The 13,714-nt window shown below is 45.2% G+C and carries 15 protein-coding genes; 7 read left to right on the top strand and 8 right to left on the bottom strand.

Features of this window, described 5'->3' with window-relative positions; genetic code table 11:
• Window positions 1-113 precede the first annotated feature (113 nt).
• Together QUA27_RS18565 and QUA27_RS18560 are read left to right on the top strand one after the other, a co-directional pair.
• The gene (locus QUA27_RS18565) at window positions 114-536 is read left to right on the top strand and encodes an HAD family hydrolase (RefSeq protein WP_333069621.1); all 423 of its coding nucleotides are present in this window, start codon (window positions 114-116) and stop codon (window positions 534-536) included.
• Window positions 449-817: an HAD family hydrolase gene (locus tag QUA27_RS18560; protein WP_333069686.1), complete on the top strand. Its 369-nt coding sequence runs from the start codon at window positions 449-451 to the stop codon at window positions 815-817. Before QUA27_RS18565 ends, QUA27_RS18560 begins: the two co-directional genes overlap by 88 nt.
• 197 nt (window positions 818-1,014) lie before the next feature.
• On the opposite strand, the gene QUA27_RS18555 is transcribed toward QUA27_RS18560, so the two are convergent.
• The 3 genes from QUA27_RS18555 to QUA27_RS18545 form a co-directional block, all read right to left on the bottom strand.
• Window positions 1,015-2,124 (bottom strand): class I SAM-dependent methyltransferase, encoded by a 1,110-nt coding sequence (locus QUA27_RS18555; RefSeq protein WP_333069619.1) that lies wholly within the window; start codon window positions 2,122-2,124, stop codon window positions 1,015-1,017.
• A complete protein-coding gene (gene purN, locus QUA27_RS18550) occupies window positions 2,117-2,788 on the bottom strand; it encodes a phosphoribosylglycinamide formyltransferase (RefSeq protein ID WP_333069617.1) in 672 nt (223 codons plus the stop codon). Before purN ends, QUA27_RS18555 begins: the two co-directional genes overlap by 8 nt.
• 130 nt (window positions 2,789-2,918) lie before the next feature.
• The gene (locus QUA27_RS18545; protein WP_333069615.1) at window positions 2,919-3,494 is read right to left on the bottom strand and encodes a GNAT family N-acetyltransferase; all 576 of its coding nucleotides are present in this window, start codon (window positions 3,492-3,494) and stop codon (window positions 2,919-2,921) included.
• Window positions 3,495-3,553: 59 nt separating this feature from the next.
• On the opposite strand from QUA27_RS18545, the gene QUA27_RS18540 reads away from it, so the two are divergent.
• Window positions 3,554-4,444, top strand: coding sequence for a carbohydrate ABC transporter permease (locus tag QUA27_RS18540; RefSeq protein ID WP_333069613.1), 891 nt, complete (start codon window positions 3,554-3,556; stop codon window positions 4,442-4,444).
• A 110-nt stretch (window positions 4,445-4,554) separates the two neighbouring features.
• On the opposite strand, the gene QUA27_RS18535 is transcribed toward QUA27_RS18540, so the two are convergent.
• Window positions 4,555-5,145, bottom strand: a complete 591-nt coding sequence (locus QUA27_RS18535; protein ID WP_333069611.1) for a DJ-1/PfpI family protein — start codon at window positions 5,143-5,145, stop codon at window positions 4,555-4,557.
• 78 nt (window positions 5,146-5,223) lie between these two features.
• Between QUA27_RS18535 and QUA27_RS18530 the strand changes: the two genes are divergently transcribed.
• Window positions 5,224-5,583 carry a hypothetical protein gene (locus QUA27_RS18530; protein ID WP_333069609.1) on the top strand — a complete coding sequence of 120 codons (360 nt, stop codon included), beginning with the start codon at window positions 5,224-5,226 and terminating at the stop codon, window positions 5,581-5,583.
• Between the two features lie 283 nt (window positions 5,584-5,866).
• On the opposite strand, the gene QUA27_RS18525 is transcribed toward QUA27_RS18530, so the two are convergent.
• Window positions 5,867-6,013: a photosystem I protein PsaX gene (locus tag QUA27_RS18525; RefSeq protein WP_333069608.1), complete on the bottom strand. Its 147-nt coding sequence runs from the start codon at window positions 6,011-6,013 to the stop codon at window positions 5,867-5,869.
• Window positions 6,014-6,139: 126 nt separating this feature from the next.
• A complete protein-coding gene (gene lipA / locus QUA27_RS18520; RefSeq protein WP_333069607.1) occupies window positions 6,140-7,096 on the bottom strand; it encodes a lipoyl synthase in 957 nt (318 codons plus the stop codon).
• A gap of 198 nt (window positions 7,097-7,294) precedes the next feature.
• Here lipA and QUA27_RS18515 point away from each other — a divergent pair, with 198 nt between their 5' ends.
• From QUA27_RS18515 to QUA27_RS18505, 3 genes are all read left to right on the top strand, one after another.
• The gene (locus QUA27_RS18515) at window positions 7,295-7,846 is read left to right on the top strand and encodes a response regulator (protein ID WP_333069606.1); all 552 of its coding nucleotides are present in this window, start codon (window positions 7,295-7,297) and stop codon (window positions 7,844-7,846) included.
• 286 nt (window positions 7,847-8,132) lie between these two features.
• Window positions 8,133-9,227: a bifunctional heptose 7-phosphate kinase/heptose 1-phosphate adenyltransferase gene (locus tag QUA27_RS18510; RefSeq protein ID WP_333069605.1), complete on the top strand. Its 1,095-nt coding sequence runs from the start codon at window positions 8,133-8,135 to the stop codon at window positions 9,225-9,227.
• A gap of 76 nt (window positions 9,228-9,303) precedes the next feature.
• A complete protein-coding gene (locus tag QUA27_RS18505) occupies window positions 9,304-11,058 on the top strand; it encodes a Rieske (2Fe-2S) protein (protein ID WP_333069604.1) in 1,755 nt (584 codons plus the stop codon).
• A 42-nt stretch (window positions 11,059-11,100) separates the two neighbouring features.
• On the opposite strand, the gene QUA27_RS18500 is transcribed toward QUA27_RS18505, so the two are convergent.
• Together QUA27_RS18500 and QUA27_RS18495 are read right to left on the bottom strand one after the other, a co-directional pair.
• A complete protein-coding gene (locus QUA27_RS18500; RefSeq protein WP_333069602.1) occupies window positions 11,101-12,849 on the bottom strand; it encodes a CapA family protein in 1,749 nt (582 codons plus the stop codon).
• Window positions 12,850-13,044: 195 nt separating this feature from the next.
• Complete coding sequence (locus QUA27_RS18495; RefSeq protein ID WP_333069601.1) at window positions 13,045-13,410, bottom strand: hypothetical protein; 366 nt, start codon at window positions 13,408-13,410, stop codon at window positions 13,045-13,047.
• Window positions 13,411-13,714 lie beyond the last annotated feature (304 nt).

The following is a 13,714-nucleotide window of genomic DNA, read 5'->3' as shown; positions in this document are numbered from 1 at the left end:
AAATCGACCAGCTACGATCTGACGCACCTTACTAATGCGAGCTGTATCGATCGGGAACAGTTGGTGTTGGAGTTTGTATAATTTGGGATGAACAATTAGGGTGGGAGAAATAATTGGCTATAATAAAATACGTCATTTTTGATCTAGATGATACACTTTGTGATTATCAGAAAGCTAAAAAAAACGCAATAAGTCTTGTTAATCGAGTTCTTGAATTATCTAGGATAGATGCTAACCAATTCTGGAATAGTTATAGCTTGATAGAACCTACGTTGTTCCGACAATTTGTTAAGGGAGTTATTTCAAGGGACGAGTATAGGTTGCGTCGCTATGCTGATGTTATACAAGGCGCTCACGAAAATCCTTTAGCGTTTTCTTCAGCACTAAATTCTATTTACATGAAAGAGGCTAATCACGCAATAACATTATTTGATGATGTGATGCCCTTATTAAAAACTTTAAAAAAAAAGAAATTAATACTGCTATTCTTACAAATGGACCTTCGGACGGGCAAAGGGATAAAATCAAGGCTTTAAAGCTAGCTCAATATATTAAAAAAATCTATATTAGTGAAGAAATTGGCCTTTGCAAACCTAGCTGTAAAGTTTTTGAATTTGTTATGAATGATTTAAATATAGAACCATCACAAGTTTTAATGGTTGGTGACTCAATGGAAGATGATATTGAGGGAGCTGAGCAGTTTGGAATAAAAACAGTTTTAGTCGATAGAAAAGGCAAGTATTTTGACTATCAGGGCACAAAAATTTTTGATTTATCAAGTTTGAAAGAGACGCTTGAGTGCCAAAAGCATATTTAAAGAAAAACCCAAAATAAAACTAGGTAGATTAGGGAAAATTGCCGTAGGGTGCTGAGCGAATGCGTGATTTTCTCAAAAATCGACAAGCTACAATCTGACGCACGTTACTAGCTAAAATTTGTCGTATGATGATGCGGAGCAAGTGCGTTATTTTCTCAATCATCAAAAAGCTACAATCTAGCGCACCCTAATACTTTCTACAAGCGTTGAACCAGTATCCACCGCAACTCCAACGGCGGCGTTTCTTGCACCGGAAATAAATCGCGGCCGCTAGCCCAACTGACAAACCAAGGTGTCGGCGGCCACGCAGAGTCAGGCAAATGTTTTTGTTCGTATTCAATCACAGATTCATCTGAAATAATTTCTAACGGCAAACCCTCTATTGCTGCTTGCAATTCTTGTCGGGTAATCAGATAAGACCAACACAATTCAGACATTTGTTTTGCCATCTCGTCTGGTTCGTAACCATCAACTGCTAAGAAAGCACTGAATAATATAAACCCGCCACTTAAAACAGCATCGGACATTTTACCCAGAAAAAGACGAATTTGTTCGGGGTAGCGGAAATGAGAGAGAACTTCGGTAGCAATGGCTAATTTGTACCGATAAGTTTTCATCCTCAATAAGGGGTCTAAAACGTCGCCTTGTGTGACATTTATCGGCAAGTTTTCGGCGGTTGCCGCTGCTGATAGTTTCTCGGCAAATATCGGTGTTAGTTCGATCGCATCCACGGGATGACCTAACCTTGCTAAAGGCAAACTATTGCGCCCTGGGCCTGCACCAACATCTAAAATAGGTGCTTTTGGGGGTTCGCCTAATTCGGCGGCAATGGCGATGACTTTGGCATCGGGATGGCTGCCGAATAAAGGTTCGGGGCGAATATCCGGCCAGCTATGATATTTCTGGGCCATCGATTCGATTTGAATCTTGGTATTCAGAGTAATGCCACCGGCTAAACCGCTTTGGGAATTGGCGGGAAAATAGGAGACTATTAGATTAGCGTGGGGGGAATTTTTGAATCCTTCTGCTAAGGCGTTGGCGATTAATGTCCGCAAGTTTTCGGCTTGGGCAGCGTCGATGTTTTGTCCGAGAATGTTTAAGAAGTCTGAGAGTAATTTAAGATAGTCATCTAGCATTGATGGCAAGCAAGGAAGATAGAATTCTCCCTTGATGCCAATGCTCTTTTTGAGCCTTTCTTTGAGAATTAATTTCAGGTGATTGGAGTCTGTCAGCGGCGGGCCTGTTTCGGGTGAGTCGCTGACGGGCAATTCCGGGATAGATGACGCACTGGTGAGGTTTTTAGTCACAATATTTTCGATTAGATTCGGCAATAAGTGCGATCGCACCGAGCATAATCTTGTGCTCTTGCACCTGAATTCTCGCGTGCAGTGTTTCTGCGGTATCATCAGGCAATACCGGCACCGCAGCCTGCATTAAAATCGGCCCGCTGTCTACTTCTAAACGGGCGATATGCACCGTACATCCGGTGATTTTAACCTTGGCAGCGAGTGCTTGCTCGACGGCGCGAATTCCTGGGAAACTCGGCAGCAAACTGGGGTGAATGTTAATAACGCGATCTGGAAAAGCATCCAACAAAACTTTGGTAACAATTCGCATCCAACCCGCCATCACTACCCATTCTACATCATATTCTTGAAAAGTTTTGACAATTTTTGTATCTAATTCTTCGCGGCTTTTGCAGTCGCGGTGATTGAGCAGAATCGAGGGAATTCCGTATTTTTCTGCTCTGGCTGCGGCTTTGGCTTCGGGGTTGTTGTAAATTAATACTGGGATTTTAGCGTTGAGTTGTTGATTTTGGATGGCTTGGGCAATTACCTCGAAGTTGCTGCCGCTTCCTGATGCTAGAACTCCTACTTTTAATGGAGGATGGGCCGGAGCCAGCCCACTTTTGCCAATCTCAGGAGAAATCAGGCAGGCATTGGAATTAACAGATACTGGATTAGCGGTCATAAAGATAAAAACTATTCACTCGTATTCTAATATAGAGGTAAAGGGTAAGGTGTGCTTCGGCGCACTCTACATGGAGATATTGCGGAAGTCCTAAGTATATTATTTTTTTTGCAGACCGACTGATTCACTCCTATTCTACAATGTTATCAAAAAATTCTTCCCTGAGAATCGAGTAAAGTTTTAGATCCCAATATCTGTCTTTCACAAATAGGTGCTGTCGCAATATCCCTTCCAATTGCATCCCCACTTTTTCCATCACCCTAGCTGAAGCAATATTGCTAACTTCACATCGAGCCAAAATTCGATTCAGCAACATCTCCCGAAAACCGAATTCAATAACGGCATTGACAGCCTCGCTCATGTATCCTTCGCCCCAATAATTCCTAGAAAGTGCGTAGCCAATTTCCGCGCGGCTGTGCGTCATGCTCCATTCCACAAATCCGCAAGTCCCAATAAACTTTTTATCGGCTTTATGGACTATTCCCCAATCTACCAACTCTCGTCTCTTGTACATTTTAGTAATTGACTTGAGAAAGTATTTAGTATCTTCGAGAGATGTGTGAGTTGACCACATTGTGTATTTTGACACTTCTGGGTTGCAAGCGTATTCAAACATATCGCTAGCATCGTTTAAAGTTATTTTTCTGAGCAGTAGCCTTTCTGTTTCTATAGTAGGTAAATGAGCTAATATATCTAGAAGGTTCATTTTGAGATTGACCTATATTGTGATACCATTTAAAACTAAAAGCTAAAATTTAGAAGCCAATGGTTCGGATTAAATTTGGGCGTTTTAACTGGTTGGATAATGATACTATCGCAGCTTGGACTTTCCTGGCCCCAGCTTTGCTGTTTCTGGGTACTTTTTTGATTTGGCCGATCGCCTATTTATTTTACCTCAGCTTTACCAGCGGCAGCTTTACCCAGTCGGGAGTGCGTTGGATTGGCTTCAACAACTACTTGCGTCTAGTCACAAACCCGGATTTCTGGCAAATTCTCCAAAATACACTCTATTTTACTACTGCAACAGTCATTCCCAGTTTAGTGATTCCATTAGGCTTAGCAGTTTTGCTAAATCGCTCGTTTGCTTGGCGAGGAGCTCTCCGCACCGCTTATTTTATTCCTTCGATTACCTCTTTAGTTGCAGTTGGCTTGGGTTGGCGGTGGTTGTTTCAAACCGAAGGCCCGGTGAATAATGCCCTAAGTGCGATCGGCTTAAATCCAATTCCTTGGCTGAGTAGCACAGTTTGGGCAATGCCAGTGATAATTCTGCTCAGTGTTTGGAAACAATTAGGCTTTAATATGGTAGTATTTTTAGCAGGATTGCAAGCAATTCCGATAAATCGTTACGAAGCCGCAGAATTGGATGGAGCTAATGCTTGGCAGCAATTTTTGTACATCACTTTACCCGGTTTGCGGCCGACTTTAGTATTTGCTACCGTCACTACTGCTATTTTTACCCTCCGAAGTTTCGAGCAAGTTTACGTCATCACCGGCGGCGGTCCTTTGAACTCTACTAATTTGCTCGTTTATTATATTTACGAGCAAGCTTTTTCGCAATTTGATTTTGGCTATGCAGCCGCTGCGGCAACTTTCCTGATGGCTGTAGCTTTGCTATTAGTTTATTTACAACTAAAAGTTTGGGGCGAAGATTCTTAATTAGGTTATTCGTAGTTTGGCGTGCGGGAATTACAGCGGTAAGGTGCGCCGAGGCGCACCCTAAATTTAGAGGTTTTGTGTATGTCCGGAATTAACTGGATTCCCAATTATCAATTCCCAATTTTATATTCCATGTGCTCTGCTGTTTGTTCAGCTTGTGCGGTACCCAAAAGTTTGCCAACAACGTGCAAAGACATATCAATCCCCGCAGCAATTCCCCCAGAAGTGATGATTTTGCCGTTATCTACAAATCGCTGATTTTCGATAATAGTTGTGTTGGGAGCTAATTCTCTCAATAACTCCAATACCTGATGGTGTGTAGTTGCTTCCAAACCTTCCAACAACCCAGCTTTTGCCAAAAGCAGCGAACCCGTACAGACAGAAAGCACTAATTCTGCTGTTCGCGCAGAATCTTTTATCCAATTAATAACTGCTGAATTATCGATTAACTTTCTCGTACCTTGTCCTCCCGGTACAATTAAAATATCCGGTGGCGGACAATCGGAAATGGTGCAGTCGGGATTTACGCTCAAACCGTTGCGGGCGTTGACAGAACCCGGATGTTCGGCTACGGTAGAGACTGCAAAAGGTCGCTCGCCCTTACTTAATTCTGATGCCACCGAAAACACTTCAAAAGGGCCTGCAAAGTCCAGTACCTCGACATCATCGAACATTAAAATTGCTACGTTCCTACTTGCCATAAGACATACTTCTGATAGAGACCAAAAATTTCGGCGATTTGTTATCGTAGAACTGGTATAATTTAAATTATTAAAGCTATGCCGAAAAAAAATCGCCATCGCGCCCTAAAAATCTGTTTTTTGTGTCTGGCTTGTGCCTTAGCAATTGCTGTAGCACCAATTTTTACACCAGCTCAATCCACAACTCAATTAGAATTTCGCATTACTCAATTAGAACGTCAAATTTCTGAACTCCGAGGACAAATCTACAGTTTGCAGAATCAAGGTTCTAGAGTTAACAGGGCTCCGTCTCCTTCCGGTTCTGGTCGGACAAATCCTAGAATGCTGTCGGGAGACCCGATGTTTGACAATTTAGCAACTTTGGCAATTGAAACTAAGCAAGATGTTATCAAAATTCAAGAGCGGTTGTCAAAGCTAGAAGCGTCGAGAAATCGCTAGAGAAGGAAGAAGGAAGGACACGTATTTTGACACGGATACACGGATTAATTATTGAGCAAAAGTCGGGAGTCAGGAGTTAGGAATCAGGAGTCAACAGGAAGAAGGAAGAAGAAAGAAGTTCGAGGGAAGAACTTAGTAGTCAGTAGTCATTAGTTAGAGGGATGAAGTCATATTCTCCCCAACTCAAAACTCAAAACTCTTTCCCTCTCCCCCTCTCCTTCTCTCCCATCCTCTGACGTTGAGGTCGAGAACAGCAGGGTCTGCTAAAAGTTAACTTGCAGAACTATTCAATGATATGGAAATAATAGGCTGCAACCAGAAAATTGATCGCTAACAGCAACAGAAACCAGCCTGCGCGAAAGGTGTAAGGGAATTTTCCCGTTTTCATCACGGACTCGGATTTTAATTGGTTCTTCGCTATCTCTGGCATAGGTAAAGCTCCTAATTGATAATGTCACTCTATTTACAAATAGCAGAGAGCGTCGCACTTATGCACAATCCTCTAGAGTTATTTTTTGTAACAAGGAGTTGATACCGAGTTGAATTTAGATGAATTTCAATCGCTCTCTCCGGCGTGGTAGGAACTGCGGACGAGAGGTCCCGATCGCACGTGCTCAAACCCCATCTCCCGAGCGATCGACCCAAAACGGTCAAATTCGGTCGGCGTCCAGTATTTACGCACTGGGAGGTGATCTAGAGACGGTCTCATGTATTGACCGAGGGTGAGCCGATCGCACTTGGCATCCCGCAAATCTGTCATCGCTTCGACTATCTCGGCTTCGGTTTCCCCGTGCCCCAACATCAAACCAGATTTGGTGGGAATAGTTGGGTCATATTGCTTAACAATACGCAGAACGTCGATCGAGCGATCGTACTTAGCCCCCCTGCGCACCGGTCCTTGCAATCGGCGCACCGTCTCAATATTGTGGTTGTAACAAGCCGGTTTAGCCTCCACCACCGTGCCAATCCGATCTCGCTGCAACTCATCGAGGCCGGAATTCTCCCCCTCTGAACTCCTGCCCATTCCCCCCCAAAAATCCGGCGTCAGCACCTCCACTTCAGTATCCGGGTTCAGAATGCGGATTTGGGCGATCGTCCTGGCAAACCAACCCGCACCTCCATCCGGCAAATCATCCCTCGCCACCGAAGTCAGCACCGCATAGCGCAAACCCAACAACTGCACAGCTTCGGCCACCTTTTGCGGTTCCTCCGGGTCGAGGGGCATCGGAGAATGACCTTTATCTACTTGACAAAAAGCACAAGCGCGGGTGCAAGTCGGCCCCATCAACAAAAAAGTCGCCGTTTTTTGCGCGTAGCACTCGCCCCGGTTGGGACATCTCCCCTCCTCACAAATCGTGTGAATTTGCCGCTGTTTGATAATTTTTTGTACTTGGGAAAGTTCGCTAGCTTTGCCAACCGGCCTGCGCAACCATTCCGGCATCGCCTCGATTTCACCCCGCATTTGGGCGGCAACTGCTTTGACAGTAGGAGTTTTAGGAGTTTGGGGCGACATAAAATTAAGTGTCGATTGAGTTAATTCCTTCGATCGTATCCGAAATCAAAGCCCCTGAACTTGTAGAAGTATCACCCGAAATCAGAATCGCGCCGAGGTGCAACAAAACTAAACTCGCCCAGAATTATGGGTAGAATTCTGTTAGGGATATACTGAAGGTTGCAAATCATCACTCATTCATTACTGAAGGAGTCAGTCGTGGCTGGTCAAAAAATCTTGGTAATCGATGACAGTAAAGTCATCCGCGTCCGAGTCCGAGAGATGTTGCCTCAGGGTAACTTTGAAGTTCTAGAAGCAAAAGACGGCGAAGAGGGACTCAAACTGATCCGTCAAGCCCGGCCAAATCTAATTATGTTAGATTTCCTACTGCCCAAAGTCAGCGGTTGGGAAGTGTATCAAAAAGTGCAAGCCCATCCTGAGCTTTCTAAGATACCTTTGGTGATCATGTCGGGCCGCGAAGAAGAGGTGATGGAAAAAATTCCGAAACCCTTTGAGAAGCATTTTTTTGCATTCATCGCCAAACCGTTTGAGAAGAAGCAGCTAACCGAGGCAATCAAATCGGCGATGGTACTGGCCAAAAAGAAACCAGTGCCGGAAGCCCCAGCCGCCGCCGCTGCACCCACTTCTGGAGGGGGCGCCGCCGAAATTCAGGCGATGACTGCGAAAATGGCGAAAATGCAAGCGGAAATTGATGCACTCAAAAAACAAATGACTCAGGTGATTACCATCATCAAGCAGAAATTGAAATAATTCTGCTGTTTTTTGAAGGCACTTATGTAGAAGGAAACTTCCACACCGTGAAACTTTCAGTTGAGTCTCAAGGGCTGCGATTTTATCCGCATTTTTTTGCCAAAGTGTTTGAGCGAGTGCGATTGCCAATAGCCTGCAACTGGTTGCTCAAAATCCCAGTGAGAAAATCAATTAAAAGTTAAAAATCAAACAAGGGAGGAAATTAATTATTAATTAATATTAGGATTTTTAATTCCCGCTCGTTCCACACTCAATTATCAACTCCTCAGTCTCATTTTTTTGGTTAATGACTAACGACTATTCCGATTTTTTGCCTCAACTGCGTGCCTCAACAGAGCAATTATTGAAAAGATTAGACTGCTTCGATCGAGCGCAGGTATTAGCGATCGGAGATTTGACCTTGGACGAGTTTCTTACCGGACAAGTAGAGCGAATTTCCCGCGAAGCACCTGTGTTGATTTTGCGCTACGAAAATACTCAGCAAGTACCCGGAGGTGGCGCAAATGCTGTCTATAATTTAGCCAAACTGGGAGGCAAAGTAAAAGTTGCTGGTTTGGTGGGAAAAGACGACCAGGGAAAGGCTTTGTGCGGTATTTTTGAGGCGGCGGGAATTGATACGGGTGGGATTTTAATCGATTCGCAGCGTCCAACTGTCACCAAAACTCGAATTTCCGGGCACGCGCGGCAGTCGGTGACTCAGCAAATTGTCCGAGTCGATCGCAAATCGGACGAGTTGCCGGATTTAGATTTGCAGTTGCAACTGGCAGACTACATCCGGCAGCAAATACCGACAGTAGATGCAGTGGTTTGTTCCGACTACGGCGACGGAGTTTTGACGAATTTGGCGATCGAATCGGCAGTGGTTCCCGGCAAAACAATTGTAGACGCTCAAACAAATTTGCAGCGATATTCTGGATCAATGTTATTTACTCCGAACTTGCCCGAAGCCGAGCAAGCCGTCGGATATGCTATCAAAAACCCTCAAAATTTAATGCAAGCAGGACGCGATTTATTGAACTTAACTCAAGCTCAAAAAATCCTGATTACTCGCGGCGAAGAAGGGATGACTTTGTTTGAAAGGGCGAACGGCGAAGAAATCAAAAATTCACCTTCTCCAACATCCACTTGTGAAAAGGGGGAATTTGCCATTCAAAGTTGGGACATTCCCCCTTTTAACAAGACTGATGTATTCGACGTAACCGGTGCTGGAGATACAGTCGTAGCAGCAATGACTTTAGCTTTGTGCGTCGGTGCATCCGGTTGGGAAGCGGCAGTTTTGGGAAATTTAGCGGCTAGCATTGTCGTGCGTCAATTCGGTACGGCGACAACAACTGTAGAGGAGATGAAAGAAGCTTTGCGATCGCTGATGAATCTGGAGTAAAGCCAAAATAGAAACCTGCTGGCGATCGATCGAGGTTGAGTTAATCTAGTTTATATATAAATTAGTTTAAAAACTTATGGCTGAGACTTCAGGCTATTACCTTCGCGCCGCGAAACTTGCAGAAGTCGAGACAAAGGGCAGCTTGTTAGTGAATTTGGAAAAACACACGATCGCCCTTTTTTACTCAAACGATCGGGTATACGCGATCGACAACCGCTGTCCCCACATGGGTTTTCCCCTCAACGGCAGCACTTGCAAAGATGGCATAGTCACCTGTCCTTGGCACTACGCCCGCTTTGATGTCGCCAGCGGCGGTACTTTTGACTCTTGGGCCGACGACGTGCCATCGTTCCCAGCGGAAATTCGCGACGGGGAAGTTTGGGTAAATTTAGCACCGCAGCTTGACTCTTACGCCCACCAGCGCCAGAGACTTCAAGATGGTCTAGAACAAGGAATTTCTCTAGTCATCGCCAAATCAGTGATTGCCTTGCTAGATATGGGGGCAACTGCCAGCGAACCTTTCCAAATCGGATTAGAATTTGGCACCCGCTACAACAAATCGGGATGGGATACGGGTTTATCGATCCACACCTGCTTGATGAATATCCTGCCTTATCTAGATCCAGAAGACCGACCCCCCGCCCTCTATCAGGGACTTTCGGCCGTGGCCCGCGATAGTGCAGGCGCACCTCCTCACTTTGCGGTTCACCCCTTGCCTAATGCTGAGGTTGATGCAGAGACGCTCAAAAGCTGGTTCCGGCAATTTATTGAAATCAGAGACAGCGAAGCGGCAGAACGATGTTTGTTGACAGCAGTACGCGCGCCTCTTGAACGAGAACAAATTGCTGATATGCTGTTTGCGGCCGCTACTGACCACCGCTACATTGATGTGGGTCACAGCCTCGACTTTATTAACAAGGCGTTAGAAGCGCTGGATGCAGTGAATTGGGAAGGGGCAGAAACTGTTTTCGCGAGTTTGGTAGCTGGTTTGGCGAATGCGGCGCGCATGGAAGAGTCGAGTTCTTGGCGCTATCCTGTGGATGTGGTGGCAATTTTAGAGTCAGCGATGGCGCAGTTGCCGGCAGCTTTAGAAATGGGCCGATCGCACCGGGGCAATTGGTCGGGAAGAGAACAGTTAATTCCGATGTTGTTGGGCGAAGATGTATTGGCGATCGTCGATGCACTTTTAAGTGCCTTGAAAGAAGGTTGTAGCGAAGCAGAATTAGCAAGTGCCGTCACGTATGCTGCGGCCCTCCGCGTGGCCCGATTTAATACGAATAACGACCATAGCGACTGGAATTCAGCGCACCATCCCTTTACCTTTGCGAATGCGGTGCATCAAGGATTGCGACGATCGCCTTCCATAGAATTGCTGCGGGGAGTTTTCGATGCAGCGATCGCCGTATATCTCAACCGTTTCTTAAATGTACCCCCTGCGCGACTTCCAGAACCAACAGATGTAGTTGAGAATCCAGAGGAATTGCTCAAACAACTGCCAGACTTGTTGGACAGACAGCAACAGGTGAATCCAGTCGGTAAATTAGTTGCAAAATACTTATACAGCGGCGGCAAATCGGAACGGTTGATGGCAGTTTTAGGAAAACTGATGCTGCGGGAAAATCGGGATTTCCACGTTATTCAGCAGGTAGAAGCAGCATTTCGCCAGTATGCTTTATTAGAGAATGCGGGCGATCGCATTGTGGTATTAGTGGCGGCGGCAAGGTATTTAGCCGCCCATGCCCCGACAGTGCGATCGCAAGCACAAACTTATCAAATGGCAGATGGATTGCACCGGGGCGATCGCTTATTTGAGGAGTCACCGGAAGTATAGCTTCTCGTCATAAGGCACTTCTTCGGTAAGTAATTGTCCCGATCATTTCTTGGAAATTATCCCCTTATCATCAATTTTCAAATCTGTGTTGGGAAAATCGCTTTTTGTCAAACTGCGAATCAACCCCACACTCCTAAAATCGTCATCAATAGATGGGATGCCTTGCCGATTAAGTTCCACTGGGATAATCTTACCCGAAACAAAATCCCCTTGCGGAGTCATTTTCACATCCAAAATTAGGGATTTACCGAGTGTTCCTGCTGTGGACAAAGTGCGATAACCCATAAAATTGCCCAGGGAATACGCAATCAATTTGCCTTTGTAAAGTTCCAAAGCTCTCATAACGTGCGGGCCGTGTCCCAAAATCAAATCTGCTCCCGCATCAATCATCGTCCGCGAAAACAAAACCATATTTCCCCGGTTTTCTCCGTAAAATAACTCGTTTTTATTTCTCACATTCTGAGCTCCCGTTCCTTCAGCTCCAGCATGAACTGATATCACTACAATATCAGCCTTTTCCTTTGCTTTCTTGACAACTTCGGCTCCAGCGTTCAGTTCCAGCAAGGAATTGTGAACTTCGCCGTAGTTGCTGAAACCGATAAAGGCAAAATTCACGCCTTTGACATTTTGATAAACAATTTGATCTCTTTTGCCAACAGCTTTCATGCCGTTGCTGTCGATGTTTTTAATCGTGTCCTTAAATCCCTGCTCGTTAAAATCGTAAGAATGATTGTTGGCAACATTCAAAATATCAAAACCAACATCTTTGAAAATTTTGGCATAACTCGGAGGCGTCCGAAAGGCAAACAGCATTCGTCCGCCGCCTGCTTTGGAACTGTAAGGATAATTGGTCATCGTGCTTTCAAAATTGCCAAACAGAATATCAGCTCCTTTGAGGTACGGTTTTACCGACTCCAATAAAAGTTCTTTTTTTGGCGGCAGTTTGTTGTACGGATAATTTGTGCCGGGGATCATGTCGCCAACTGCTTTGATGCTGACAGTTGCGGGCACAGTGGCAGGTTTTTTGGCAGCCGGGGAGGGCGATTTTGGAACTGGAATGGGTTTGGCTGCGGTTGCAGGTGCTGGTGTCGAGCTCACTTTTTGTACCGCAGGGTTTGACGTTAGAGGGTTAATAGTAGCGGTGCTTGAGGATTTGTAAAGTTGAGAAGCCAGAACAAAGCCGGATATCGGCACTAGAATCAGACTCAGAACACCGACTGACAGCCCAGATTTTTTAGTTTTAGTGCGGGCTAACTCGGGCTGCGGTGATGGCTTTTGCTGCCTTTGGTTTGTGGGTTTTGGAGTTGGGATTTTCGGGGGTTGGGGCCGAGATTTTTCAGGTGTTTGAGTGGGCGCAATTGTGGCATTTTGAGTTTTTTCTACCTTTGGCAAAGCCACAGGAATTGGGGAAGCGGGTAAACTCGCGGCTACTGCTTCACTCGCAGCTACTGCTGCATTCACGGCAACTAATGCACTCACGGGTGCGGGAGTCAAGCGTTTTTTTAATTCTACCGTCTGAGTCCAAGCGGGCAATTGCTGGCCGCCCCGCCGTCCGTAAACTGTCACTGAGTAAACGTTATTTGGTTGCAGCCGCTGCAACCCTTTGACTGCGACTCGGAGACAGGCTTCTTCTGCGGGCAATTGTTCTGCTTCCAGCAGCAGGTGCAGGGTGTCATTTTCCCGGCTGGCTTTAGCCGTGACCCCGAAGCTTTCGAGTGCTTGGCCGATCAGAAATGCGATCGCCCTGGCATCGCCTTCTTTTGCTAAATTTAAAATATCTTGTTGGCTCACAAACGCCTCTACTCTCACACTAGAAATTTAGGTCGATCTTATATCAAATTTGGTGGCACAGCGTTAAATACTGATTGATTTAACTTAAGTAAGTGGGTACAAATAAACAAAACGCTGGCAAAAGACGCCTGCGTGAAAGGGTGTACTCGCTGTCACTATAGCTCCTAACTAAATCCTGGGGGGTGACAAAGAGGTCTAGGAGATAGACCGAATAAGGGTTGCAGCCCGAATACCTTGTTCATAAAAACGGCGTTTATTTGGAGTTAACTTAATTAACTGTTCCACCTCTTCAGAATATTGTTCGAGGTAATTAACCCACTTTTCTCCATCTAAACCACAACCAAATGTACTCCGTCTTCGATATCTTTTTTTTTGTTCTTTACGGCGATCTACATATTTTTGTACCTGTTTTTTTCTCAGTTCAGTGCCTTGAAATATCGCCTCCATGTAGGCGAGAGTCATGAGCAGAATCATGTTAATAAGTCGGTTTCCTTTTAAGCTAGTTCCTTCAATATCGTAGCCTCCTGTTTTACAGTCTCGAAACATTTCTTCAATACCCATCCGTTGCTTATAAGCATTGATGGCTGCTGGCAGTGAGCCTAAATCTGTGAGAATAAACCAAGCTTCGTCAACCTTCCATTTCCCATAGTTCTTTTTCCACTTACAAGCAACATCAAATCCGGTTAGAGGCCCGTGTTTTCCTGATTCTTTTTCCTTGAAAATACAAAGAGGTTCCTGGTACTATACCTAATTCATCTAACCGTTGCCAAACTAAATGTTCTGTTTCGATCTGGGGGGGTGACAAACAGGCTCAAACCCAGAGTTGGTAAGGATTGAGCCAATGTGTGCTCAAAAAAGATAGGCA

The organism is Microcoleus harperi Pol14_C6 (assembly GCF_036701295.1).
Taxonomy (GTDB): domain Bacteria; phylum Cyanobacteriota; class Cyanobacteriia; order Cyanobacteriales; family Microcoleaceae; genus Microcoleus.
Note: the sequence above shows the minus strand (reverse complement) of the source record. Positions and strands in the feature narration are given on the sequence as shown.